The sequence below is a fragment of the Sphingobium sp. IP1 genome, assembly GCF_002708645.1.
GTDB lineage: Bacteria > Pseudomonadota > Alphaproteobacteria > Sphingomonadales > Sphingomonadaceae > Sphingobium > Sphingobium yanoikuyae.
This window is the reverse complement of the sequence record NZ_NOIW01000021.1, coordinates 50715-76383: the sequence shown is the minus strand read 5'-3', so window position 1 is coordinate 76383 and position 25669 is coordinate 50715. Positions and strand designations below refer to the sequence as shown.

Here is a 25669-nt window from a genome sequence, read left to right as displayed (position 1 = left end):
GGCACCGGCTTTGGCTGCCGCATCCATGTCCCCGCACTGCGCGCTGCCGGGTTCAAGGTGGCGGGACTGGTCGGCACGGATCCCGACCGCACCCGACGGCGCGCCGATGCTGTCAACATCGCTGACATCTTCACGGATCTGGACGAAGCGATCGAGCGCACCGGCGCGGTCGCGGTGACGATCGCCACGCCGCCCGCCACCCATGCCGCCCTCGCCCTGACCGCGATCGAGCGCGGCTGTCACATCCTCTGCGAAAAGCCGATGGCCGCCGACCTGGCCGAGGCTCGCGCGATGCTGGCGGCGGCGGAGCAGGCCGGCATCACGCACCTGATCGGCAACGAGTTTCGCTGGGCACCCGATCGCGCGATGATCGGCCGCGCCATCGCCAACGGGCTGATCGGCGATCCGCGCTATGTCACCCTGTCCAGCGTCCTGCCGATCGTCGCCGATCCCGCCGCGCGCATGCCCGCCTGGTGGTTCGATCCCGGCGCAGGCGGCGGCTGGCTCGGCGCCCATGGCTCGCATCTGGTCGACCAGTTGCGCGTCTGGCTGGGCGAGGTCGACAGCCTCAGCGCCACCCTGCCCACCGTATCGGATCGCCTGGCCGACGCGGCGGAGGACAGCTATATCCTCCGCTTCCGCATGAAGAATGGCGCGCAGGGCGTGCTCCAGCACAGTGCCGGGGTCTGGGGGCCGTCCGAGAATGTGAGCCGCGTCGCCGGCACCCATGGCACGCTCTGGGTCGACAAGGGCGTGGTCAGGATCGCCGACCGCGATGGCGTGCGCGACCTGCCGGTCGATGCCGACCTCCACCTGCCGCCGGTCGAGAGCGACGATCCGCGCAAGGCGGCGATGCTGTTCGAACTCGCCCCCTTCATCCGCCTGTGCGAAGCGCTGCGCGCCGGCGTCGAAGGGCGCCCCATGCCCGATGGCGTCCCGGTTCCGACCTTCCATGATGGCGTCGCGGCCATGGCGCTACTCGACGCGATCCGCCAGTCCGCCGCGCAGGACGGCGCGCTCGTTACAATGTCCTGAAAAGAGAGAAGGCCCGTCGACGGGGGGATGTCGACGGGCCCGATCTGCGAGACCGCCCGAGCGGGGGGAAGTGCGGCGGCCTCATGCAACAGAACGGGCCAGTGCCACGATGGTTCCCGCCTTATTGCTGATGCGGCAGCAATTCGATGAACAGCCCCTCGGCGTCGGCGCACACTATGTCGCCATCCCGCAATTCGCCCCGCACGAAACGCTTGCGCCCCTCGACCTTGGTGACCCAGGCGCTGACCTGCAATTCCTTGTCGATCGGCGTGATCGCGCGATAATTGACGTGCAGATAGGCGGTGCGCGCCATGCGCTGCGCGCTCATATTCGCCGGCAGGCCCAATATCTCGTCGAACAGCAAAGCCACCGCGCCGCCATGGGCGGCATAATTGGCACCCAGATGGAAGGCGCCAAAGGTGACGCGGGCATGGAGCGAATCGTCGCCCATCTGATCGGGGATGAAGGCCGGCGCAAATACCTGGCCATGGCCCGGCGCATCGCGCACCCGGCCGAACATGCGATGCGCCTCGTCCGCCACCATCGGCGTCAGCCGCTGCGTCCAGGCGGCCAGGTCCGCGTCCAGCGCCTGCGCCGTAGCGTCGTCCAGCTTGGCCGCCGCGACATGATCCAGGAAATCGCGCAACCGGTCGATCATCGCGCCATAGGGCGTATCGCCCGTCAGCCAGCGTCCGCCCAGCAGATCCCGTTCCTCGTCCGCTCCCGGTCCTGCCGCCGATCCTGCTTCCGTCATCTGTCGTCCTGCTCCCTTTGCCCCTGCTTAGCCATGCTTTGGCGGGCGAAGGAAGCCCCCGATCGACGGGCAGGATGACGGCTGGATCGCCGCGCATCAATCGGGCTCGGCCACGCCTTCCGGGATAACGCTACGGCGTTGCGGCATCACGCTGCGCCCCGGCACCATCAGGGGACCGTCGGGCAACTCGAAAAGAAAATCGCCCTCCGCGCCATTGATGCACAGGCTGAGGCCCGACGCCCGGAAATGCAGCACCAGCCGCCGCCGCGCGGGGTCTTCCCATTGGGCGACGCTCAGCGGCTGACCGCCCTCGTCCAGCCAGACGACATCGCCCTCGCCCAGCAGCGCCACGTCGGTCAGTTCGGCACAACGCCGCCGCCATTGCCCCAGCGCAAAGGCATGGGCCTCGATCTCCCGGTCGCGCGCGTCCCACTCGATCCAACTGATGCCATTATCCTGCGCATAGGCATTGTTATTGCCCATCTGGCTGCGCCCGAACTCGTCGCCCGCTGTCAGCATGATCGTGCCGCGCGAGCAGAAGAGGGTCGAAAGCAGCGCCTTGATGTCGCGCAGCCGCGCCGCAACCACCGCCGGATCGTCGCTCACCCCCTCCACGCCATTGTTCCAGCTGAAATTCTCGCCATGGCCATCGCGATTGTCCTCGCCATTGGCGAGGTTATGCTTGTCCGCATAGGCGGTGCAGTCGGCCAAAGTGAAGCCGTCATGGGCCGCGAGGAAATTGACGCTGCGGGTGATGCCCTCGAACAGGTCCGACGATCCCGCCAGCCGCGTGGCGAAGGCACCGATGGTGCCAGCGTCGCCCCGCCAGAAACGCCGCATGTCGTCGCGATAGCGGTCATTCCATTCCAGCCAGGGCGGCCCGAACCGGCCCAGTTGATAGCCGCCCGGCCCGATATCCCATGGCTCGGCGATCAGGATGCGGTCGCCCAGCACCGGATCGGCGCGCATCTCCGCCAGCAGCGGCGCATCGCGGTCGAACCCATCCGCGAGCCGCCCCAGTGCCGGCGCCAGATCGAAACGGAAGCCGTCGACCCCCGCCTGCACCACGAAACGGCGCAGCGATTCCAGGATCAGCCGGCGCACCATCACCTGGTTGCAATCCACGCTGTTGCCGGTGCCGGTATCGTTGATCAGCCGCCCGTCCGCCTCATGCCGGAAATAGGCACGGGCATTGAGGCCGCGCAGCGACAAGGTCGGCCCCAACCTGTCGCTTTCGCCGTCATGATTATAGACCATGTCGAGGATCACGCCGATCCCCGCATCGTGCAGCGCTGCCACCGTATCGCGCAATTCGGCAAGCCCGCCGGGCGCCAGTCGCGGATCGAGCGCGAAATAGCTGACCGGATTATAGCCCCAGGCATTGCGCAGGCCGAGCGGCGGCAAATGCCGCTCATCGATCCACGCGTTGATCGGCATCAGCTCGACCGCGCCGACGCCCAGCTTCTGGAGATGATCGATCACCACCGGATGGGCGAGCGCGGCGATCGTGCCGCGCTGCGCCTCGGGCACGTCAGGATGCAGCAGCGAGAAACTGCGCACCTGCAATTCGTAGATCAGCCCGCCCGGCTGGAACTGCGGCGGCGCCGAAGCGACGGCCGGCAGCGGCGCGGCGACCACCCCTTTGGGCATCAGCGGCGCGGTATCTTCCCCCTGCCCGCGCGGCGAGGCCAGCATCGGGTCATGGACAAAGGCCCGATCGATCGCCGGCGCATAAGGATCGAGCAGCAATTTGTCGGGATCGAACCACAGGCCGCGATCGGGATCATAAGGACCATCGGCGCGCAGGCCATAGCGGGCACCAACGTCGACGCCCGGCGCATGGACCTGCCAGACGCCCTCCTCCCCCCGCGCCATCGGCAGGCGAGTTTCCCGGTCGTCCTGATCAAACAGGCAGAGCCAGAACTGCGGCGCCTCCGGCGCCCAGACGGCAAAGCGGGTTCCGCCGGCATCGATCACCGGCCCGAACCCGCCCGCGCTCATGCGGCTTCGCGCCCCAGCAGGCTGCGATAGAGGGCCGCATAGCGCGCCGCGCTGTGGGTCCAGCTGAAATCGGCGCGCATCCCCGCGCGCTGCATCGCCTGCCAGGCTTCCGGCTCGCCATGCAGGCGCACCGTCCGCGCGATCGCACCATGCAGCGCCAGCGGATCGTCGCCGGCGAACAGGATGCCGGTCGCCACGCCCGCACTCACCGCCGCCTCATTGGCGTCGATCACCGTATCGGCCAGACCGCCAACCCGCGCCACCACCGGCACGCAGCCATAGCGCAGGCCATAAAGCTGGGTCAGGCCGCACGGCTCGAACCGCGACGGGATCAGGATCGCGTCGCCACCCGCCTGCAACAGATGCGACAGCGGCTCGTCATAGCCGATCTGCACGCCCACCCGGCCGCGATGCCGGTCCGCCGCCGCCAGGAAGCCGCCCTCCAGCGCATGATCGCCCGATCCCAGCACCGCCAGTTTCGCGCCCAGCCCGACCAGATGGTCGATCGCCCCCATCATCAGGTCCATGCCCTTCTGCCAGGTCAGGCGGCTGATGATGACGAAGATCGGCGCATCGTCACGCTGCAGGCCGAAGCGCTTTTCCAGCGCCCGCCGGTTGGCGCTGCGCCCACTCAGGGCGCGCGCACTATAGCGCCGCGCGATCAGTTCATCCTCGGCCGGGTTCCAGATGTCGGTATCGACGCCGTTCAATATGCCGTGCAGCTTGTCACTGCGTCCGTTGATCAGCCCGTCCAGCCCCATACCATGGACCGGCGAGCGGATTTCCTCGGCATAGGTCGGGCTGACCGTGGTGATCGCATCGGCCGACACCAGCCCCGCCTTCAGGAATCCGGTGCCGCCATAATATTCGACGCCATCCATGCCCCAGGCTTCGGCCGGCAGGCCCAGCTGAGCAAATATCTCCGGCCCGAACCGCCCCTGAAAGGCCAGGTTATGGATGGTGACGACGCGCGGCACGGCATGGGCCGGGCCAAAGCGCATATAGGCCGCCGTCATCGCCGCCTGCCAGTCATGGACATGGACGATATCGGGCACCCATCCCTTCACGCCCTCCGCCGCAATGTCCGCCCCGACCCGCGCCAGCGCGGCAAAGCGCCGCCAATTGTCGCCCCAGTCATTGCCGCCATGGTCGCCATAGGGGCCACCTTCGCGCGCGAAGAAATCGGGCGCATCCAGCACCAGCAGGTCGAGGTCGCCGACCTTCCCCGCCAGCACTGTCGCCGGGGCACCGAACAGCTTGTCATAGCGGCGCACCGCCTTGGCCTTGCCCAGCTTTGACAGCACCGACGGATAGCCCGGCACCAGCGTCCGGGTCTCGACATCATGGCCGGCCAGCGCGCCGGGCAGCGCGCCGACGACATCGGCCAGCCCCCCGGTCTTGATCAGCGGATAGATTTCGGACGCAACCGACAGAAGCTTCATCTTCATCCTTCGTTTCAGGCCACCAGCCGATCGATCATCGGCTGCGTCACCAGGCATATGCCGCTGTCGGTGCGGCGAAAATGCTGCGCGTCAAAGGCCGGGTCTTCGCCGATGATCAGGCCCGGCGGGATGCTGATCCCCGAATCCACCACGCATTTGTGCAGCCGCGCGCCGCGCCCGATCACGCAATTGGGCATGATGACGCTCTCTGTGATGGACGAGAAGCTGTGGGTGCGCACCTCGGAAAAGAGCAGGCTGCGATGCAGCGAGGAGCCCGACACGATGCAGCCGCCCGCCACCAGCGAACTGGTCGCCGATCCGCGCCGGCCATCCTCGTTATGGACGAACTTGGCCGGCGGCGTGACCTCCGAATAGGTCCAGAGCGGCCAGCTGCGGTCGTAAAGGTCGAGGCTCGGCACAACGTCGGTCAGGTCGATATTGGCCTGCCAATAGGCGTCAATCGTGCCGACATCGCGCCAATAGGGCACCAGCTCGCTTTCCGCCCGCACACAGCTGCTGGAGAAGCGATGCGCCACCGCCTTCCCGTGCTTGACGATATAGGGGATGATGTCACCGCCGAAATCGCGTTTGCTGTCCTTGTCGTCGGCGTCGCGCAACAATTGCTCGATCAGGAAGCGGGTGCGGAAGACATAAATGCCCATCGAAGCCAGCGCCATGTCGGGCTGGCCGGGAATGGCGGGCGGATCCTTGGGCTTTTCGACAAAGGCGGTGATCACGTCCGCCTCGTCGACATGCATCACGCCAAAGCCGACAGCCTCCAGACGCGGCACCTCCAGACAGCCGACGGTGACGTCTGCGCCACTGTCGACATGCTGTTGCAGCATCAGCTCATAGTCCATCTTGTAGACATGGTCGCCGGCCAGGATGACCATATATTCCGGCGCATAGCTTTCGATGATGTCGATATTCTGGAACACCGCGTCGGCCGTGCCCTCATACCATTGGCTTTCGGAGATACGCTGGCTGGCGGGCAATATATCGAAGCTCTCGTTGCGCTCGGGCCGCAGGAAGTTCCAGCCGCGCTGCAAATGACGGATCAGCGAGTGGGCCTTATACTGGGTCGCGACGCCGATGCGGCGGATACCGCTGTTGAGCGCATTGGACAGGGCAAAGTCGATGATCCGCGCCTTGCCGCCGAAATGCACCGCCGGCTTGGCCCGCCGGTCGGTCAGCTCGGCAAGGCGACTGCCGCGTCCGCCGGCAAGCACATAGGCCATGGCGTCGCGCGCGATCGGCTGATTGCGTTGTTGCATTAGGGCTCCTCTCTCATGCCCGCGACCGCCTGCACGCGTTCCTCGGTATCAATAGTCCAGTTCCAGCATCAAGGTTCCGAAGGGCGGGATGGTAATGTTCGCCCATCCGCTCTCATCGGCCTCGACCACGCCCATATTACCGGCACCGCTGCCGCCATATTCGCAAGCATCGCTATTGAGTATCTCGCGCCAGCGACCGCCCACGGGCAGCCGCATACGATAGCCATGGCGCAGCACCGGCGTGAAATGGCTGATGACGACGATCGGCTTGTGGCCGGGCGCCCGCCGTTGCCAGGCAAAGACGCTGTCCGCCGCGCCATCGACCAGCACCCATTCAAACCCTTCCGCCTCGCAATCGCGCGCATGCAACGCCGGGCGCGAACGATAGAGATGGTTGAGATCGCCGACCAGCAACTGCACCCCATGATGGGGCGCATGGTCGACCAGGTTCCAGTCGAGCGCCCGCTGCTCGCTCCACTCGGCGCGCTGGGCGAACTCCTGTCCCATGAACAGCAGCTTCTTGCCGGGATAGCCCCACATGAAGGCATAATAAGCCCGCAGCGTCGCGAATTTCTGCCAGTCGTCGCCCGCCATCTTGTGCAGCAGCGACGATTTGCCATGCACCACCTCGTCATGGCTCAGCGCCAGCACGAAATTCTCGCTGAAGGCGTAGAGCAGGCCGAAGGTGATGTCGTCATGATGATGCTGCCGATGCACCGGCTCGCGCGCCAGATAGCGCAGCGTGTCGTGCATGAAGCCCATATTCCATTTGAAGCCGAAGCCGAGGCCACCCTGATGCACCGGCGCCGACACCTGCGGCCAGCTGGTCGATTCCTCGGCGATCGTCATCACGCCGGGAGAATCCGCATAGAGCGCCTTGTTCATCCCCTGGAGGAAGGCGACCGCCTCCACATTCTCGCGCCCGCCATGGTCGTTGGGTATCCATTCGCCGGGCTTGCGCGAATAATCGAGATAGAGCATCGACGCGACCGCATCGACCCGCAGCCCGTCGACATGATAGCGCTCGGCCCAGAACAGCGCATTGTTGGTCAGATATTCCGCCACTTCGCGCCGACCGAAATTATAGATCGCCGTGTTCCAGTCGGGCTGGAACCCCTTGCGCGGATCGGCATGTTCATAAAGCGCGGTGCCGTCGAACCGGGCCAGGCCATGCTCGTCGGTCGGAAAATGCGCCGGCACCCAATCGAGAAGGACGCCGATCCCCGCCCGGTGCGCACCATCGACGAAGCGGGCAAAGCCCGCCGGATCGCCAAAGCGCGCGGTCGGCGCATAAAGGCCCAGCGTCTGGTAGCCCCAGCTCGGATCATAGGGAAATTCGCTGATCGGCAGGAACTCGATATGGGTGAAGCCCATGCCCACGACATAGGGGATCAGCCGCTCCGCCAGCGCATCCCAGTGCAGGAAATCGCCATGCTCGTCGCGCTGCCATGACCCGGCATGCACTTCGTAGATGGAGATGGGCTGGCGTCGCGCATCGGCCTTCTGCCAATGGTCGCGGTGATCCGCATCGCCCCATATATGCTCCGGCGGACCGTTGACGATCGACGCGGTCGACGGGCGCAGTTCCGATCGGAAGGCGAAGGGATCGGCCTTGAGCGGCAACACCACGCCGTCCGGCCCGACAATCTCGAACTTGTAGGGCTGGCCGATACCCACTTCGGGCAGGAAGATTTCCCACACGCCCGCATCCTGCCGATGCCGCATCGCCGCGCGCCGCCCGTCCCAGCGGTTGAAGTCGCCGACCACCGACACGCGCCGGGCATTGGGCGCCCAGACCGCGAAATGGGTGCCGGCAATCCCTTCATGCTCCATCGGATGCGCGCCCAGCTTCTCGAACAGCCGCTTGTGCGATCCTTCGGCGAAATAATAATCGTCCATCGGCCCCAGCACCGGGCCAAAGCCATAGGGATCGATCGTCGCATAGCGGCCGCCATCGGCATATTGCGCTTCATAGCGCAGCGGCTGGCGCTTGCGGATCTTGACCTTGCCCTCGAACAGCCCAGCCGGGTGGATCAGCGCCAGTTCACCGACCGGCTTGCCATCCAGCGTCTGCGCACTGACGCTGACGGCGTCGGGCAGCAGCACGCAGGCGGTAAAGCCGGTCTTGCCGCTGTCAGGATCGGCCGGGTGCACGCCAAGCGTCGCGAAGGGATCGGCCTCCCGCCCTTCGACCAGCCGGTCGATCTGCTCCGGCGTCAGCACGCTCCTATCTCCCGTCTCCGCCGATAGCGGCCATTCTTATCACCCCATCTTCCAGATGTCGGCGGCATATTCGCGGATCGTCCGGTCGGACGAGAACCAGCCCATGCGCGCGACATTGTGGATCGCCTTCTTCGCCCACAATGCCTGATCCTGCCAGATGCCATCGACCCGGCGCTGGGCGGCGGCATAGCTGTCGAAATCGGCCGCCACCATGAACCAGTCATGGTCGTAGATACCCTGGATCAGATCCTTGTAGCGATTGGGGTCGTCGGGCGAGAAGACGCCGCTGGCAATGGCATTGAGCGCCTGCCCCAGCTCCCGGCTCTGTTCGATCACCGCGCGCGGATTATACCCCTCGGCCCGGCGCTGGTTCACCTCGGCCGCGGTCAGGCCGAAGATCACGATATTATCCTCGCCAACATGATCGCGCATCTCGACATTGGCGCCGTCCAGCGTGCCGATGGTCAGCGCGCCATTGACCGCGAACTTCATGTTGCCGGTGCCCGACGCCTCCATGCCCGCGGTCGAAATCTGTTCGCTCAGATCCGCCGCCGGGATCATCATCTCGGCCATGGAGACATTGTAATTGGGCACGAACTGCACCTTCAGCAGCCCCTGCACCGACGGATCATGATTGATCGCGCGGGCCACGTCGCCCGCCAGCTTTATGATCAGCTTGGCATTATGATAGCTGGGCGCCGCCTTGCCGCCGAACAGCTTGACCCGCGGCACCCAGTCCTTTTCGGGATGCGAACGGATCTGGTCATAGAGCGCCACCGCCTCGATGATGTTGAGCAGCTGCCGCTTATATTCGTGGATGCGCTTGATCTGGATGTCGAACAGCGCGTCGGCGTCGATCCGCGCATTGATCCGCTTGCGCAGCAGGTCGGCCAGCGCCACCTTGTTGAAGCGCTTCACTGCCAGGAACCGCTCCTGGAAGGCGGTGTCGTCGGCGAAATTGTCAAGCTCGCGCAGCGCCTCGGCATCGTCCATGAAGCGGTCGCCGATCGCCTCGCGGATCAGTTCGAACAGGCCGTGATTGCACTGCATCAGCCAGCGGCGGAAAGTGACGCCGTTGGTCTTGTTGTTGATCCGCGCCGGATAGAGCTTGTGCAGGTCGGCGAAGACCGTGACCTTCATCAGGTCGGTATGCAGCGCCGACACGCCATTGACGCTGTGCGATCCGGCAAAGGCGAGATTGCCCATCCGCACCCGCCGCTCGCCGCCCTCGTCGATCAGCGAGATGGTGCCGATGGCATGATCGTCGAACTGGCCGGACTTGCGCGCCTCGCCCAACAAGCGGCTGTTGATGGCATAGACGATCTGCATGTGCCGGGGCAGCAGCCGCTCGAACAGGGGCACCGGCCAGCTTTCCAGCGCCTCGGGCAGCAATGTGTGGTTGGTATAGCCGAAGGTGCGGCGGACAATGTCCCAGCCCTCGTCGAAATCCAGCCCATGCTCGTCAACCAGGATGCGCATCAGCTCCGCCACCGACACTGCCGGATGGGTATCGTTGAGCTGGATCGCCGCCTTGTCCGGCAGGGTGCGGACATCGCCGAAATATTGGATATGCCGCCGGACAATGTCCTGCAACGATGCGGAGGAGAAGAAATATTCCTGCCGCAGCCGCAATTCCTGCCCCGCCGGCGAACTGTCGGCAGGATAGAGGACGCGGGTCAATGCTTCGGCGCGGTTGCTTTCGGACAGCGCGCCCAGATGGTCGCCGGCATTGAACTTGTCGAGCAGGATCGGATCGATCGGCTGCGCCTCCCACAGGCGCAACGTATTGACCCGCTTGCCGCGCCAGCCGGCGATCGGCGTGTCATAGGGGGTGGCGATCACCCGTTCGGCGGGACGCCAGCTCATCTGATAGGGGCCGCAATTCTCGCACTCGGCCGGATCGACGCGCCCGCCGAACCCGACCTCGTAACTCGCCTCGCGCCGCTCGAACTCCCAGGGGTTGCCGTGCGCCAGCCAGTTTTCCGGCAATTCCACCTGCCAGCCGTCGCTGATCTCCTGCCGGAACATGCCGTTCACATAACGGATGCCATAGCCATAGGCGGGGATGTCGACCGTCGCCATGCTCTCCATGAAGCAGGCGGCGAGGCGCCCCAGGCCGCCATTGCCCAGCGCCGCATCCGGCTCCAGCGCGGCGATCAGGTCCAGGTCGACGCCCAGCGAGTCGAGCGCGGCCTGCAAATCGTCCAGCATCTCCATATTGGATGCGGCATCGCGCATCAGCCGGCCGATCAGGAATTCCAGGCTCAGATAATAGACCCGCCGCCCCTGCTCTTCATAGGTTTTGTGGGTGGACTCGATCCAGGCATCGATCACCCGGTCGCGGATCGAGAGGATGACGGCATGCAGCCAGTCATGCGGCTTGGCCGCCTTGGCATCCTTGCCGATGCGATAGGTCAATCGCTCGACAATCTCATGGGCCAGAATTTGCGGATCAACCTGCCGGGGTGCCGGCTTGGGAAGCTGCGTCTCGCCCTTGAGATTCATGGCCGGGATCTCCCTCTATGAGTCACCGGGATGATGGCACAGCGCGCTTCGCCATGCCAATCCATTTTTTGCAGCGCAGCATGGACTTTTCCCGCTTCTTTCTGCGGGCTTGGCCTGCCTCAGGCCCGGCCCCGCCGCTCGACGATGGCGCCCCCGATCCCGGCCCGCAATTCCGCCCGAACCGGATAGGTGCTGGATGGCAGATGCTGGGTCATGAACAGGCCAATCAGCCGCTCGACCGGATCGATGAAGAAATAGGTCGAGAATACCCCGCCCCAGTAAAATTGCTGGTTCGCCAGCGTCATCGCAAAGCCCAGGCCGAAACCGACCCCGGCATAATCGGCTTCACTGAACATCGCCTGCGACATGCTGGCGAGGTCGCCGCCGCCGGGCAGGTGATTGGTCCGCATCTGCGCCACCGTTTCGGGCTGCAACAGCCGCGCCCCATCCAGCTCGCCACCGCGCAGCAGCATCCGGGCAAAGCGATGATAATCGGCGGTCGAGGAAATCAGCCCGCCCCCGCCCGAACGGAAACGCAGCTTGCGCCGCCAACTGCTGGCCGCGCCACGGTCACGCAGCCGCAACCCGTCCTCGCCCAGGCCCCAGGCATCGGTCAGTCGGTCGGTCCGGTCCTCAGGCAAGGTGAAGAAACTGTCCTTCATGCCCAGCGGATCGAAGATTTTCTGACGAAAATGCGTCTCCAGATCCTGCCCCGACAGTCGCTCGACGATCACGCCCAGCACATCGGTCGAGACCCCATAATTCCAGCGCTCGCCCGGCGAAAATTCCAGCGGCAGGCTGGCCAGCGCGGCGATGAATTCATCCGACGACCGCTTCTGCTGGAACTCGTCCAGTCCCAGCTCGCGATAGCATGCGTCGATCGGCGTCTGCCGTTGCAACCCATAGGTCAGGCCCGATGTGTGACGCAGCAGGTCGATCATCTGCATCGGGCGCTTCATCCTTCCGCGCCCGTCCGCCCCGACGCGCAGGTCGGCAAATTCGGGCAGCACGTCGGTCACCGGATCGTCCAGCGCCACCTTGCCCTGCTCGACCAGCCGCATGAAGGCAACGCTGGTGACCGGCTTGGTCATGGACGCGATGCGGAACAGCGCATCGGCCTGCAACGGCTCGCCGGTCGCGCGCGCCTGCCCCCGGCTGACCGACAGCAACGGCACCTCGTCGCGCGACACCAGCATCTGCATATGCGGCAATTTGCCGCTCTGCACATAGGTCCGGTCCAGATGATCCACCAGCGCATCCAGCCGGTCGGGGTCCATCCCCGCTGCCCGCGCCGCTGCTGCATCCGTCACCTTCGCTGTCGCCATGTCCGCTCCTGCCATATCCGAAACGGGCTAGAGCAAGCCGCGCACTAGGTAAATGATTTCAGGCCATGACCGGTCGATCCACGCCTTGCCATTGCCAAGACCCCACCCCTGCCTCTATGGCAACCCGCCTGATCGCCAATACCGGACGCACCACAGGCATGGCCACGGGCCTTTCTGCTATCTTCTTCCAGAACCGCGCTGCTTTGCTGCGCTTCCTGCGCGCGCGCGGTGCGGGGGAGGATGCGGAAGATCTGTTGCAGGACATGTGGATGAAGCTGGAGGCCAAGGATCTGGGGCCGGTCGCCGATCCCCTGCCCTATCTCTATCGCATGGCCAACAACCTGATGCTCGATCGCTATCGCTCCGCCACCCGGCGCGAGCGGCGCGAGCAGGACTGGGCCGAGGGCGCCGGCGGCGTGATGGCCGACCCGAATGACGATCTGGCAGTCGACGAACGCATGATCCTCAATCAGCGGCTGGAACAGGCGCGCGGCATATTGGCCGACCTTGGCCCCCGCGTCGAACTGGTGTTCCGCCGGTTCCGCATAGAGGGGGTCGGCCAGCGGCTGATTGCGGAGGAATTGGGGGTCAGCCTGACCACGGTCGAGAAGGATCTGCAAAAGGCCTATCGGGCGATGCTTGCGCTCAAGCAAAGTCTGGATACGGAATGAGCGGATCGGCGGCGTCTGGCTCTTCAAGGGGCAAGAAATGAACAGGGCACAGGCCATGATGAACGAGGAGGCGCTCGGGTGGGTGATCCGCACGCGCGATCCCGAATTTGACGACTGGGACGCCTTCACCATCTGGCTGGAGGGCGATCCCGCCCGCGCGACCGCCTATGATGCGCTGATGGCGGCCGACGCGGATCTGGCGGACATGGTTCCGGCGGAACCCGTCGTCATGCCTGTTGCCGCCAATGATGCCGGCGAACGTCACCGCCGCCCGCTACGCTGGATCGGCGGCGGCGCGATCGCCGCCGCGCTGGTCGCCGCCGTCTCGGTCGGCCTGCTCAACCGCAGCGACATCTACAGCATCACCACCCGTCCCGGCGAAACCCGCAGCATCGCGCTGGACGACGGCACCCGGATCGAACTGAACGGCGGCACCACCCTGCGCCTCGACCGCAAGAATGCGCGCTTTGCTGCGCTCGACGCGGGCGAAGCCGCCTTCACCGTGCGCCATGACGCTGCCGATCCGTTCCGCGTAACCGTGGGTGACGCCGTGTTCGAGGATGCCGGCACCATCTTCAACATCGTCCATAGCGGCGACGCCACCCGCATCGGCGTGTCCGAAGGCAAGGGCATCTACAATCCGCAGGCCGAAGCCATCTCGCTGCCCGCCGGCCGCGCGCTCAGCGATAGCGCCGAAGGGCTGCGCGTGATGGACGTCGCGCCCCAGGCCGTCGCCAGCTGGCGCCAGGGCCAGCTTATCTATGCCAATGCGCCGGTCGGCGACGTGACCCAGGATATCGCCCGCTCGCTGGGCGTGACGCTGGCCGCGACGCCCGGCGCGCAGGCCATGCGCTTTACCGGCACGATCCGGCTGGAACGGGATCCGTCCCGCTTCTTCGCCGCTGCCGCGCCCCTGATGGGGCTGTCCGCCATCCGACAGGGGAATGGATGGCTGCTGAAGGAAGGGGATGGGTCGCAAAACTGACGTCCTTTTCGTCACCGCCTTCGCCATAGCGGCCGCATCGCCTGCGCGAGCGGCGGACAGACAGTCGATCGACCTCGCTCCGGGACGCCTGGGCGAGGCGGTGGTGGCGCTCGGCCGTCAAACCGGCGCCAGCATCGGCATGTCGGACCAGTCGCTGGCCGGCATCGCCACCCCTGCGATCCGGGGCCGGATGTCGACCGCGGGCGCCCTTTCCCAGTTGCTGCGCGGCAGCGGCGCCAAGGCCAAACAGATCGACGCCAGCACCTGGCGCATCGTGCGTGCCCGCAAGAGCACTCCGCCGCCATCGCCGACGCCAGCCGCAGCGGTGCAACTCGCGCCGGTCGTTCAGGAACCGCCGGCCGACATCATCGTCACTGCGTCCAAGCGCGACATTCCCCTGCCCCGCTATGCCGGCATGGTCGAAACCGTGACCGGTGGCCTGTTCGAGACCGCCGACGCGGCGCAGGGCACGGCCGCGCTGCTCTCGCGCGTCGCAAGCCTGAGCTCCACCCATGCCGGTGCAGGCCGCAACAAGCTGTTCATCCGCGCCATCGCCGATTCCGGCGTCGCCGGGCCGACCCAGGCGACGACCGGCCAATATCTGGGCGACATGCGCCTCAACTATGCCGCGCCCGATCCCGACCTGCGCCTCTATGACGTCGGCGGGGTCGAGGTGCTGGAAGGGCCACAGGGCACGCTCTATGGCGCCGGATCGCTCGGCGGCATCATCCGCATCATCCCCAACGCCCCCAATCTCGCGCAATTTGGCGGCCAGATCTCGACCGGCGTGTCGGCGACCCAGCATGGCGATCCGGGCGGTGACCTGTCGGCCATCCTCAACCTGCCGATCGTGGCCGAGAAGGTGGCGCTGCGCGTCGTCGGCTATGGCGTGCAGGAAGGCGGCTATATCGACGATGTCCTGCGCGACAAGAATGACGTCAACCGCACCCGCACCTATGGCGGCCGCGCCACGCTGCGGATCGCACCGGCCGACGACTGGACCATCGATCTCAGCACCGCCTACCAGCATATCGAGGGTGACGACGCCCAATATGCCAGCCGCGAGGTCGGCCGGCTGGAACGCGCCTCCAGCGTCGCCCAGCCCTATCATTCCGACTATATCCTGGCCAATGCGCGGATCGAGCATCAGTGGGACGATCTGCGCCTCGTCTCCTCGACCGGCTATGTCCGCAACGTCCTCGCCGAAAGCTATGACGCGACCCAGCCGGGCGGCGCGCCGGCCCTGTTCCGCCAGCGCAACAAGGTCGAACTTTTCTCGACCGAGAACCGGCTGGTGCGCGACCTCGACAATGGCCTGGGCTGGCTGCTGGGCGTTTCCTATCTGGAAAGCACCTCGACCATCCAGCGGTCGCTGACCGGCTATGGCCCGCTGAGCGCACCGGCGGTCGAGATTTTGCCGGGCGTCCCGGTCTATGGTCGCGGACGTCCTGCCACGGCCACCGGCGTGCGCAACCGGATCAAGGAAGCGACCCTGTTCGGCGAAGCCTCGTTCGAACCGCTCCAGGGGCTGGTCGCCACCGTCGGCGGACGCCTCACCAACAGCCGCCTCAGTGGCGAGGCGATCGATCCGGTGGCGATGCTCTCGGCCGTCGCTGATCTAGCCCGTGTCGAGGCGCAGGCCGATCGTTCCGAAACCATCTTCCTCCCCTCCTTCTCGCTACTCAGCGATGCGGTGAAGGGACTTACCCTCTATGCCCGGTTCGAACAGGGCTTCCGGCCCGGCGGCCTGGCGGTCGACGATCAGCGCGCGCGCAGCTTCCGCAATGATCGCATCTCGACCATGGAACTGGGCTTCCGCAAGGGCGTGCCGGGCCGAGACACGGTCGCGCTCAGCGGCAATGTCGCCTATACCGATTGGCGCGACATCCAGGCCGACGTCACCGACCGCATCGGCCTGCCGACCACCGCCAATATCGGCGATGGACGCATTTATACGGTGGAAGGCCGGATTGTGGTCCGCCCGATCCCGCCGCTGACGCTGGACGGCTCGATCATCTATAATGACAGCCGCCTGACCCAGCCGGCCCAGTTCGTGCGCGCCTTGTCCTATGAAGGGCGCTCGCTGACCCTGCCCAATGTCGCCAATCTGGGTGGCCGCGTCGCCGCCGACTATCGCGCGCCATTGGGCGACGACATGCGCCTGCACCTGTCGGCCTCGGCCCGCTATGTCGGCAAGTCGCGCCTGGGCGTCGGGCCGATATTGGGCCGCGAACAGGGCGATTATGTCGATACAGCCGTTTCGGCCGCCATCACCCGCGGCCCGGTCGAACTCTCGCTTTCGCTCACCAACCTGTTCGACAGCGACGGCAATCGTTTCTCGCTCGGCACGCCGTTCGACCTGAGCACCGACTATTATACGCCGCTGCGCCCACGCACCGTGCGCATCGGCCTGGATTTCGCCTTCTAAAATCACGCCGACCGGCATTTTTCCTGACGGAACCCGCCCGGCGGCGACGTCCCTCCCGCATGTACGTGCCCATCAAACGGCGCGGCATTCAGAGGAGATATCATGCGACATTTGCTGGCCTGCACGGCCATCGCCCCGGTTCTGGTTGCGATGACCGCAACCAATGCCGCGGCGGAAACCACGATCGGTTCATCCACCACCACCGCCGTCAAGACCTCCACCGTCGCCTCGGGCGCGGCCGATGCGATCACGGTCAGCTCGGCTGGCAGCATCACGCTGACCAGCGGCACCGCGATCACGATGGACAGCAACAACAATGTCAGCAGCGCCGGTTCGCTGACCATCAACGATGCCGACAATGCGACCGGCATCCTGGTCAAGGCCGGCACCACCGGCAACATCACCAACAGCGGCACGATCACGCTGACGGAAGATTATACCGGCACCGATAGCGACAGCGACGGTGATGTCGACGGGACGTTCGCCAAAGGGACGAACCGCAACGGCATCCTGGTTGAATCCGGTGCGGCCCACACCGGCAATATCGACACCACTGGCACGATCTCGATCGAAGGCAACAACAGCGCCGGCATCCGCGTCAACTCGACGCTGATCGGCAATCTGTCGACCTATGGCACCATCGCCGTCGTCGGCGACAACAGCTATGGCGTGGTTGCCAACGATATTGACGGCAACGCCACGATCCGCGGTTCGATCAGCACCAAGGGCGCGAACAGCACCGCCGTCGCCCTGCTCGGCGACGTCGACGGCGCGGTGAAGATCCAGGGCACGATCGTCAGCACCGGCTATCGCTCCACCACCCGCCCGAGCGACGTGACCAAGCTCGATGCCGACGACCTGCTGCAGGGCGGCCCCGCCCTCGTCATCGCCGGCAATGTCAGCGGCGGCATCGTGTTCGACGTCGCGCCGACCGCCAGCGATGATGACGACGAAGATGACACCGACATCGATGATGACGGCCTGCTCGACAGCACCGAAACCACTGCCACGGTCATCAACTATGGCTCGGCGGCTGCGGTGCAGATCGGTTCGGCCAGCGCCGACGCCAGCATCGGCGTGGTCCAGGGCGACAGTTCGGGCTATGGCGTGGTCGTGCGCGGCGCGATCGCGGGCTATGGCATCTATGACGGTGTCGATGCCAATGCGATGGTGATCGGCGGTCTGGGCGGCGATGTTGACATTGCCAAGGGCGTCCTGGTCGCCGGATCGATCACCGCCATCTCCTATGACAGCAACGCCACCGCGCTGCGCCTGGGTTCGGGCGCGACCAGCGACGCGATCGAGATTTCGGGCACCGTAGCCGCTTCGGGCGCCGCGCTCGCCAACACCAGCGCGCGCGGTCTGGTGATCGATGCCGGCGCACAGGTCAATTCGATCAAGGTCAGCGGCACGGTCGCGGCGGTTGCCGCCGATGACGAAAAGGGCCGCGCGATCGCGATCCTCGATTCCTCGGGCACCGTCTCCAGCCTTAGCAACACCGGCACCATCTCGGCGACCGGTGGCCTCACCAACACCGCCATCGACCTCAGCGCCAACAGCAGTGGCGTGACGCTGACCCAGGCGCTCGCCTCCTCGACTGCGACCGCGCCCAGCATCATCGGCGACGTGAAGCTCGGCTCGGGCGATGACGTCATGACGGTATCGGCCGGCCGGATCGTCGGCGATGTCAGCCTGGGCGCGGGCAATAACAGCCTGTCGCTCTCGGGCAGTTCGACCCTGACCGGCGATCTCAGCTATGCCGGCACCGGCGCCACCCTGACCCTGGCCGATACCGCCAGCGTCACCGGCGCGCTCGACTTTGGCGGCGCCAGCGGCACGATGACGCTGAACGGCACCTCCAGCTATACCGGCGCGATCAGCAACAGCGGCAACATGGCGCTGGTGCTGAACGGCGGCACGCTGGCGGCCAGCAACACCGGTTCGGTCGCGCTCGCCTCGCTCAGCGCGTCCTCGGGCTCGGCGCTGGGCGTCACCATCAACGGCGCCGATGGCACCAACACCGTCTATGACGTCGCCGGCGCCGCCAGCTTCGCCAGCGGTTCCAAGGTGAAGGTGGCGCTGACCCAGGTCGGCGGATCGGAAGGCGACTATGTCATCGTCCGCGCCGCGTCGCTGTCGGGCACCCCGGCGCTCGATAGCGCGACCCTGCTGCCCTATATGTTCAAGGGCAGCGTCAGCAGCGACACGACGACCGGTGACGTAACCCTGTCGATCGCCGCAAAGACGACGTCGGAACTGGGCCTGACCGGTTCGCTTTCAAGGGCCTATTCGGCGATCTTCAACGCGCTCGACAATGACAGCTCGATGGCGTCGGCCTATCTGGACGTGACCGACGGCCAGACGCTGAACGGTGCGCTGCGCCAGATGCTGCCCGAACATTCCGGCAGCACCTTCGAAGCCGTCACCGCCGGCTCGCGGGCGACCGCGCGCATCCTGTCCGATCCCAACGGCATCTACCGCACCAAGGACGGCAAGCTCGGCTTCTGGCTGCAACAGGTGGCGTTCGGCAGCTCCAAGAGCATCGGCGACACCGCCTCCTATGACATTAATGGCTGGGGCGCGGGCGGCGGCGTCGAATATCTGACCGATCTTGGCGCCTTCGGTGGCTCCTTCGCCTATATCCATGGCCGGGACACCAGCGACAGCTCCAACAGCTCGGCGGATTCCGATCAGTTCGAGCTGGCGGCCCACTGGCGCGGCAGCTGGGGGCCACTCCAGGCCTTCGCGCGCGTTTCGGCGGCGCATATCGACTTTGACGGCACCCGCAACTTCACCCTGGACGATGTCGTGCGCAAGGCGACCGGCGACTGGTCGGGTAAGCTCTATTCGGCCACGGCCGGGGCTTCCTATCAGCTCCAGTTCAACCGCTTCAGCCTGCGTCCGGGCGTGGGCATCGACTATTATCGCCTGAAGGAAGGCGGCTATAGCGAAAGCGGCGGCGGCGACGCGTTCAACCTGACGGTCGACGGCCGCACCAGCGACGAAATGACCGCCAACGGCACGATCGCCGCCGGCTATGATTTCGGCAGCCTCAATCGCGAGGATGGCTGGGCACGGTTCGAACTGGAAGGCGGCCGCCGCCAGCTGATCGGCGGGTCGCTCGGCGACACGGTCGCCCATTTCAAGGATGGAGATGATTTCGTCCTGGTCGCCGACAAGCGCACCAGCGGCTGGACCGGCCGGGCCCGCCTCTATGGCGGCACCGACACGTTCCGCGTCGGCGGCGAATTCGGTGCGGAAGAACAACAAAATCACGTCGCAATCTCATTCCGGGCGACGGTTAACTTCGTCCTGTGACGTCTGAATAAGGAATTGGCGGGCCACACCCCACAGACCCTCCCGGTCCGCCAGTTGCGCCACGGCATGATGTTCCTCCCCAAGGGACGCCAAGGCAAAAAGAGGGGCGTCGCATGGGTTTCACCCGAGCGGCGCCCCTTTTTCATGGGCTAGTTCCGTGCCGCCCTCGCAGTCGCTTGGTGCAGCAACGTCCAAGCATGTGGCTACGACTAAAAAAAGGGGCGATGGCATCGCCATCACCCCTTCCTTGCCTATCAATTGACGTCCTGCTGTCAGCCGGCGAGCGCCTTCTTGACCAGTTCGTTGACGACCTGGGGGTTGGCCTTGCCCTGCATCGCCTTCATCGTCTGGCCGACGAAGAAGCCGAACAAAGCTTCCTTGCCGCCGCGATACTGCTCGACCTTGTCGCCATTCTTGGCGAGGACATCGGCCACAGCCGCCTCGATCGCGCCAGTGTCGCTGGTCTGCTTCAGGCCCTTTTCCTCGACAATCTTGCCAGGCTTGTCGCCGGTTTCCAGCATGATCTCGAACACCTGCTTGGCGATCGTGCCGCTGATCGTGCCATCGGCTACCAGTGCCAGCAATTCGGCGCCTTCCTCGGGGCTTACCGGGCTTTCCTCAAGGCTCTTACCAATGCGGTTGAGCGCGCCATACAGTTCCGACAGCAGCCAGTTGGCCGATGCCTTGGCGACCTCGCCCTCGCTCTTCTTCTGAATACGCGCGCCTTCCGCCAGCAGCGCCTCGAACCAGCGGGCGGTGTCGGCGTCGGCGGTCAGGGTCGCGGCATTATAGGCGGACAGGCCCAGATCCTGCGCATAGCGGCGCAGCTTCGCGTCCGGCAGTTCGGGCAGCGACTGGCGGCATTCCTCCAGGAAGGCATCGTCCAGTTCCAGCGGCAACAGGTCGGGATCGGGGAAGTAGCGATAGTCGTGCGCATCTTCCTTCGACCGCATCGAACGGGTCTCGTTGCGATCCGGGTCATAGAGGCGCGTTTCCTGCACGATCTTGCCGCCGGCCTCCAGCACGTCGACCTGGCGGTTCGCCTCATGCTCGACCACGGCCATCACGAAGCGGACCGAGTTCACATTCTTGGTCTCGGTGCGGGTGCCGAACTCTTCGCCCGGACGACGCACGGAGACGTTGACGTCCGCGCGCATCGACCCCTGGTCCATATTGCCGTCGCACGACCCGACATAGCGAAGAATGGTTCGTAGCTTCGAGAGATAAGCCCCTGCTTCGGCAGGCGAACGCATGTCCGGCTTCGACACGATTTCCATCAGCGCCACGCCCGACCGGTTGAGGTCGACATAGGAGCTGGTGGGATGCTGGTCGTGCATCAGCTTGCCGGCATCCTGCTCGACATGGATGCGCTCGACGCCGATCACCTTGGTGCTGGCTTCGGGGTTCTTCTCGTCGAGGACGATCTCGATCTGCCCCTCGCCCACGATCGGGTGATAGAGCTGGCTGATCTGATAGCCCTGCGGCAGATCCGCATAGAAATAATTCTTGCGGTCGAAGCGCGACCATTTGTTGATCTGCGCGTCGATCGCCATGCCGGTGCGCACGGCCTGGCGGATGCACTCGCGGTTGGGCACGGGCAGCATGCCGGGCATGGCCGCATCGATCAGGCTGACCTGCGTATTGGGCTCTGCGCCGAACGCCGTCGCGGCACCGGAAAAGAGCTTCGCGTTCGACGTCACCTGCGCATGGACTTCCAGGCCGATCACGACCTCCCACTCGCCGGTTGCGCCCTGGATGCGATAGGTTGATTCAGTCATATTACCACCACTTGTCCGGGCGTGCGCTGAAGCCAGCGCGTTCTTCAATTGCGAGCGATGCGTTCAGCACGGTCTGTTCGTCCAGCGCCTTGCCGATCACCTGCAGGCCGATCGGCAGGCCAGCCGAATCCAGCCCGCCCGGAATCGCCATCGCCGGCAGCCCGGCCAGCGAGGCCGGCACGGTGAAGACGTCGTTCAGATACATGGCCAGCGGATCGGCCTGCTTCTCGCCCAGCGCGAAGGAGGCGCTCGGCGCGGTCGGCGTCAGCAGCAGGTCGCACTTTTCGAACGCCAGTTCGAAATCGCGCGCGATCAGCGCCCGCACCTTCTGCGCCTGGGTATAATAGGCGTCATAGAAGCCGGCCGACAGCACATAGGTGCCGATCATGATGCGGCGCTTCACTTCCGGGCCGAAGCCGGCCGCGCGGGTCGCGGCATACATGTCCTGCAGCCCCGCCCCATCGGGCAGGTCGCGCTGGCCATAACGCACGCCGTCATAGCGGGCGAGGTTCGACGAAGCTTCGGCCGGCGCGATGATATAATAGGTCGGCAGCGCATATTGGGTATGCGGCAGCGACACTTCGACCACTTCGGCGCCGGCGTCCTTGAGCCATTCGATGCCGCGATCCCACATGGCGGAGATTTCGGCGTTCAGGCCATCGGGGCGATATTCCTTGGGAATACCGACCTTCTTACCCTTGAGATCGCTCGACAAATTGGCTTCCCACTGCGGCACGGCCAGATCAAGCGAAGTCGAATCCTTGGGATCGAAGCCCGACATGACTTCCAGCAGGATCGCATTGTCGCGCACGGTGCGCGCCATCGGCCCGGCCTGGTCCAGCGAGCTGGCGAAGGCAACGATGCCGAAGCGCGAGCAGCGGCCATAGGTCGGCTTGATGCCCGAAATGCCGGTGAAGGCGGCAGGCTGGCGGATCGACCCGCCGGTGTCGGTGCCGGTCGCCGCCGGGCAGAGCCGCGCGGAGATGGCCGAGGAGGAACCGCCCGACGAACCACCGGGCGCCAGTGCGGCATTATCACCGCCGCCGCGCCGCCAGGGCGAGATCACATTGCCATAATAGCTGGTCTCGTTGGACGAACCCATGGCGAACTGGTCGAGATTGAGCTTGCCCAGCATGCCGGCGCCGGCCGCCCACAGCTTGCTCGACACGGTCGATTCATAGGTCGGCACGAAGCCTTCCAGCATGTGCGACGCGGCAGTCGTCTGCGTGCCTTCGGTGCAGAACAGGTCCTTCATGCCGATCGGCACGCCGGCAAGCTGGCCCAGCGTCTCGCCGGCAGCCTTGGCCTTGTCGGCGGCGTCGGCCGCTGCCAGCGCCTTTTCGGGCGTCTCGACGATGAAGGCGTTCAATGCCTTGGCAGCGGCGACATTGGCATTGAAACCCTCGGCCACTTCGCGCGCCGAAAAATCGCCCGCGCGGAAGCCGTCGCGGATTTCCGCCACTGTAAGATCAGTAAGATCAGTCAAATTCTTTTCCCCGTTCGGGCTGAGCGAAGTCGAAGCCCTCTACTGAGCGAAGCGAAGCTGCCTCCCTGCGGTCGGCCGAGCCCTTCGACAGGCTCAGGGCGAACGGATGGGGAGGCACCCGCATCATTCGATAACTTTCGGCACCGCGAAGAAGCCATGTTCGGCCTGCGGCGCATTGGCCAGCACCTTGTCACGCACATTGCCGTCAGTGACGACATCGTCGCGCAGGCGTTGATGGTTGGGGATGACGGCCGTCATCGGCTGCACGCCGGTCACGTCCACCTCGCCCAGCTGTTCCACCCAGCCAAGGATATTGTTGAGTTCGGGCACCATGGCTTCCGCTTCCGCATCCGTCACCGAAATGCGCGAAAGGCTGGCGATCTTTTTCACGGTCTGAAGGTCTATCGACATGGGCCAAGCCGCTAGCACCCGCACCAGTCCGCTTCAAGTGTCCTGCTGCACCATCTGCCATCTTGCATGCGCCCATCTTGCATGCCCCCATCTTGCATGACTGCCGCGCATGGGCCAGACAGGCCGCACGAAGGCGGGGCGATCCCCGCACAGGGATGGAGACGAGAGCAAGTGGCCCGCAAATTCCTCTATATCGTCGCCGGCCTGGTCGTGCTGGTGCTTGCGATGCTGCTCGCCTATCGCATCTGGGGGATGCAGATCATGCGGGCGGTGATGGTCCCGCGCGAAGCGTTCCAGCCGCTCCAGCCCCTGCCCGCCAACGCCTATGACGATCCGAAAATGTGGATCGCCCGCCCCGACCTGACCAAGGACAATCCCGCGCTCTGGACACCGCAGGGCGCGGCCAGGCTCGCGCCGCCCGCGCAGAAGGCCGCCGTCTTCTTCATCCACCCGACCAGCTATGTGACGCCGCTTGGCAATGCCCATTGGAATGCACCGCTGGACGATGCGGAAAGCAATGCGACCGCGCGCCGCTTCGTGCTCGGCCAGGCCAGTGCCTTCAGCGCCGCCGGCAATGTCTGGGCGCCGCGCTATCGCCAGGCCAATTATGGCGCCTTCCTCACCACCGGGGCAGAGGGCGACCAGGCGCTCGCAGCCGCCTATCGCGACGTGACCCAGGCCTTCGCCGCCTTCCTCAAGGCCAATCCCACCGGCCCGCTGATCCTCGCCGGCCACAGCCAGGGGTCACGCCACCTGCTGCAACTGGTGCGCGAACAGGTGGCGGGCAAGCCGGTCGCCGACCGGATCGCCGCCATCTATGCCGTGGGCTGGCCGATCTCGGTCGAGGCCGACCTGCCTGCATTGGGCTTCCCCGCCTGCGCCAGGCGGGATCAATCACACTGCATCGTCAGCTGGCAAAGCTATGCCGAACCGGCCGATCCGTCCGCCGTGGTCGAAAGCTTCGAGCGCAAGCAGGGCCTCAATGGCCAGCCGCGCAAGGGCACGCACATGCTCTGCACCAATCCGATCACCGGCACCTTCAACGGCAATGCGCCCGCCAGCGCCAATATCGGCACGCTCGACGCCCGCACCGCCGACAAGCCAGCTCATCTGGTCGCCGGCATCGTGCCTGCCCGCTGCGACACCAGCGGCGTGCTGATGATCGGCGAGCCGGTCGACATGGGCCCCTACACGCTGCCCGGCAATAATTATCACGTCTATGATTATAGCCTGTTCTGGGGCAATGTGCGCGACGACGCCCGCCAGCGACTGGCGGCCTTTACCAAGACACACTAGACCTTGATCGCTGCAAGCCGAACCGGCTTGAAGCATGAATCAAGGCCCAGGAACAAAGAAGAGAACCTGATCCACGTTATCGGCGGAAGCGCCGCGCGCTTCCACCTCAAACGATCAGGTTCAGGGGACGTAATGAAACTTGTCACGACTGACCGCGCGGAATTTCGCGCAGCCCTGCCCGAGGGTGGCCGCCTGATCGGCATGGATGTGGGCACGAAGACGATCGGCCTGGCCCTGTGCGACGCGCAATGGTCGATCGCCAGTCCCGCCTACACCGTCAATCGCGGCAAGTTCAGCAAGGACAAGCCGGCGCTCGAAGCCTTCATGGCGCAGCAGCAGGTCAAGGGCATCGTCATCGGCCTGCCGCTCAATCTCGACGGCACCAACAGCCCGCGCAGCCAGGCCAGCCGCGCCTTCGCCCATAATGTCGCGGATATCGGCCTGCCCGTGCTGCTGTGGGACGAGCGCTGGTCGACCCAGGCCGTCACCCGTACCCTGCTGGAAGCCGACGCCAGCCGCGCCCGCCGCGACGAACTGGTCGACAAGCTCGCCGCCAGCTACATCCTTCAGGGCGCGATCGACGGCCTCGTCGCCGGGCTGGAATAGGCACGCCTGTCCTACAGCGTGCCGCCCGGCTATATTCCCGGCGGCTCTTTCCTATCGTGATCCCCCGCCACTTTCCGATAGGATCAGCGGAACGCAACATAATGTCAGAATGTGCGGGAAATGTGCGAAGT

At 65.4% G+C, this 25669-nt stretch carries 17 protein-coding genes; 7 read left to right on the top strand and 10 right to left on the bottom strand.

Going from position 1 to position 25669, the window contains the following annotated elements; genetic code table 11:
• Positions 1 to 1035: Gfo/Idh/MocA family protein (locus CG471_RS09940; RefSeq protein WP_099231767.1), on the top strand; the 1035-nt coding region annotated here is incomplete at its 5' end.
• A 121-nt stretch (positions 1036 to 1156) separates the two neighbouring features.
• Here CG471_RS09940 and CG471_RS09935 read toward each other — a convergent pair.
• The 7 genes from CG471_RS09935 to CG471_RS09905 form a co-directional block, all read right to left on the bottom strand.
• Positions 1157 to 1789 (bottom strand): PaaI family thioesterase, encoded by a 633-nt coding sequence (locus CG471_RS09935; RefSeq protein ID WP_099231766.1) that lies wholly within the window; start codon positions 1787 to 1789, stop codon positions 1157 to 1159.
• A gap of 96 nt (positions 1790 to 1885) precedes the next feature.
• Positions 1886 to 3790 (bottom strand): glycogen debranching protein GlgX, encoded by a 1905-nt coding sequence (gene glgX, locus CG471_RS09930; protein ID WP_099231765.1) that lies wholly within the window; start codon positions 3788 to 3790, stop codon positions 1886 to 1888.
• Positions 3787 to 5238: a glycogen synthase GlgA gene (glgA, locus tag CG471_RS09925; RefSeq protein WP_099231764.1), complete on the bottom strand. Its 1452-nt coding sequence runs from the start codon at positions 5236 to 5238 to the stop codon at positions 3787 to 3789. The genes glgX and glgA overlap by 4 nt, the downstream gene beginning before the upstream one ends.
• A gap of 8 nt (positions 5239 to 5246) precedes the next feature.
• Entirely contained in the window at positions 5247 to 6506 is a 1260-nt protein-coding gene (gene glgC / locus CG471_RS09920) for a glucose-1-phosphate adenylyltransferase (protein ID WP_099231763.1), read from the bottom strand.
• 48 nt (positions 6507 to 6554) lie between these two features.
• Positions 6555 to 8729 carry a 1,4-alpha-glucan branching protein GlgB gene (gene glgB / locus CG471_RS09915; RefSeq protein WP_099231762.1) on the bottom strand — a complete coding sequence of 725 codons (2175 nt, stop codon included), beginning with the start codon at positions 8727 to 8729 and terminating at the stop codon, positions 6555 to 6557.
• 39 nt (positions 8730 to 8768) lie between these two features.
• Positions 8769 to 11234, bottom strand: a complete 2466-nt coding sequence (locus CG471_RS09910; protein ID WP_099231761.1) for a glycogen/starch/alpha-glucan phosphorylase — start codon at positions 11232 to 11234, stop codon at positions 8769 to 8771.
• Between the two features lie 119 nt (positions 11235 to 11353).
• Positions 11354 to 12559, bottom strand: a complete 1206-nt coding sequence (locus CG471_RS09905) for a serine hydrolase (RefSeq protein ID WP_099231760.1) — start codon at positions 12557 to 12559, stop codon at positions 11354 to 11356.
• Between the two features lie 158 nt (positions 12560 to 12717).
• Here CG471_RS09905 and CG471_RS09900 point away from each other — a divergent pair, with 158 nt between their 5' ends.
• The 4 genes from CG471_RS09900 to CG471_RS09885 all read left to right on the top strand — a co-directional run bounded on the left by CG471_RS09900 (position 12718) and on the right by CG471_RS09885 (position 19961).
• The gene (locus CG471_RS09900; protein WP_029547652.1) at positions 12718 to 13230 is read left to right on the top strand and encodes an RNA polymerase sigma factor; all 513 of its coding nucleotides are present in this window, start codon (positions 12718 to 12720) and stop codon (positions 13228 to 13230) included.
• Positions 13231 to 13285: 55 nt separating this feature from the next.
• A complete protein-coding gene (locus CG471_RS09895) occupies positions 13286 to 14215 on the top strand; it encodes a FecR domain-containing protein (protein ID WP_099231759.1) in 930 nt (309 codons plus the stop codon).
• Positions 14199 to 16643, top strand: a complete 2445-nt coding sequence (locus CG471_RS09890) for a TonB-dependent receptor (protein WP_099231758.1) — start codon at positions 14199 to 14201, stop codon at positions 16641 to 16643. Before CG471_RS09895 ends, CG471_RS09890 begins: the two co-directional genes overlap by 17 nt.
• Before the next feature lie 102 nt (positions 16644 to 16745).
• A complete protein-coding gene (locus CG471_RS09885) occupies positions 16746 to 19961 on the top strand; it encodes an autotransporter domain-containing protein (RefSeq protein WP_099231757.1) in 3216 nt (1071 codons plus the stop codon).
• 272 nt (positions 19962 to 20233) lie between these two features.
• Here the strand turns inward: CG471_RS09885 and gatB are convergent, their stop codons facing one another.
• The 3 genes from gatB to gatC form a co-directional block, all read right to left on the bottom strand.
• A complete protein-coding gene (gene gatB / locus CG471_RS09880; protein ID WP_010337156.1) occupies positions 20234 to 21739 on the bottom strand; it encodes an Asp-tRNA(Asn)/Glu-tRNA(Gln) amidotransferase subunit GatB in 1506 nt (501 codons plus the stop codon).
• A 1-nt stretch (position 21740) separates the two neighbouring features.
• Positions 21741 to 23225, bottom strand: a complete 1485-nt coding sequence (gene gatA, locus CG471_RS09875) for an Asp-tRNA(Asn)/Glu-tRNA(Gln) amidotransferase subunit GatA (RefSeq protein WP_099231756.1) — start codon at positions 23223 to 23225, stop codon at positions 21741 to 21743.
• A gap of 123 nt (positions 23226 to 23348) precedes the next feature.
• Positions 23349 to 23636, bottom strand: a complete 288-nt coding sequence (gene gatC / locus CG471_RS09870; RefSeq protein WP_004211845.1) for an Asp-tRNA(Asn)/Glu-tRNA(Gln) amidotransferase subunit GatC — start codon at positions 23634 to 23636, stop codon at positions 23349 to 23351.
• Between the two features lie 171 nt (positions 23637 to 23807).
• Between gatC and CG471_RS09865 the strand changes: the two genes are divergently transcribed.
• Together CG471_RS09865 and ruvX are read left to right on the top strand one after the other, a co-directional pair.
• Positions 23808 to 24932: a DUF3089 domain-containing protein gene (locus tag CG471_RS09865; RefSeq protein WP_099231755.1), complete on the top strand. Its 1125-nt coding sequence runs from the start codon at positions 23808 to 23810 to the stop codon at positions 24930 to 24932.
• Positions 24933 to 25064: 132 nt separating this feature from the next.
• The gene (gene ruvX, locus CG471_RS09860) at positions 25065 to 25538 is read left to right on the top strand and encodes a Holliday junction resolvase RuvX (protein WP_004211843.1); all 474 of its coding nucleotides are present in this window, start codon (positions 25065 to 25067) and stop codon (positions 25536 to 25538) included.
• Positions 25539 to 25669 lie beyond the last annotated feature (131 nt).

Coding starts and splice junctions, on each gene's coding strand:
- ruvX (WP_004211843.1), top strand. CDS start 25,065: ATGAAACTTGTCACGACTGACCGCGCGGAATTTCGCGCAGCCCTGCCC.
- CG471_RS09885 (WP_099231757.1), top strand. CDS start 16,746: ATGCGACATTTGCTGGCCTGCACGGCCATCGCCCCGGTTCTGGTTGCG.
- CG471_RS09910 (WP_099231761.1), bottom strand. CDS start 11,234: ATGAATCTCAAGGGCGAGACGCAGCTTCCCAAGCCGGCACCCCGGCAG.
- glgX (WP_099231765.1), bottom strand. CDS start 3,790: ATGAGCGCGGGCGGGTTCGGGCCGGTGATCGATGCCGGCGGAACCCGC.
- glgC (WP_099231763.1), bottom strand. CDS start 6,506: ATGCAACAACGCAATCAGCCGATCGCGCGCGACGCCATGGCCTATGTG.
- CG471_RS09890 (WP_099231758.1), top strand. CDS start 14,199: ATGGGTCGCAAAACTGACGTCCTTTTCGTCACCGCCTTCGCCATAGCG.
- glgA (WP_099231764.1), bottom strand. CDS start 5,238: ATGAAGATGAAGCTTCTGTCGGTTGCGTCCGAAATCTATCCGCTGATC.
- CG471_RS09935 (WP_099231766.1), bottom strand. CDS start 1,789: ATGACGGAAGCAGGATCGGCGGCAGGACCGGGAGCGGACGAGGAACGG.
- gatC (WP_004211845.1), bottom strand. CDS start 23,636: ATGTCGATAGACCTTCAGACCGTGAAAAAGATCGCCAGCCTTTCGCGC.
- gatB (WP_010337156.1), bottom strand. CDS start 21,739: ATGACTGAATCAACCTATCGCATCCAGGGCGCAACCGGCGAGTGGGAG.
- CG471_RS09895 (WP_099231759.1), top strand. CDS start 13,286: ATGATGAACGAGGAGGCGCTCGGGTGGGTGATCCGCACGCGCGATCCC.
- CG471_RS09905 (WP_099231760.1), bottom strand. CDS start 12,559: ATGGCGACAGCGAAGGTGACGGATGCAGCAGCGGCGCGGGCAGCGGGG.
- CG471_RS09900 (WP_029547652.1), top strand. CDS start 12,718: ATGGCCACGGGCCTTTCTGCTATCTTCTTCCAGAACCGCGCTGCTTTG.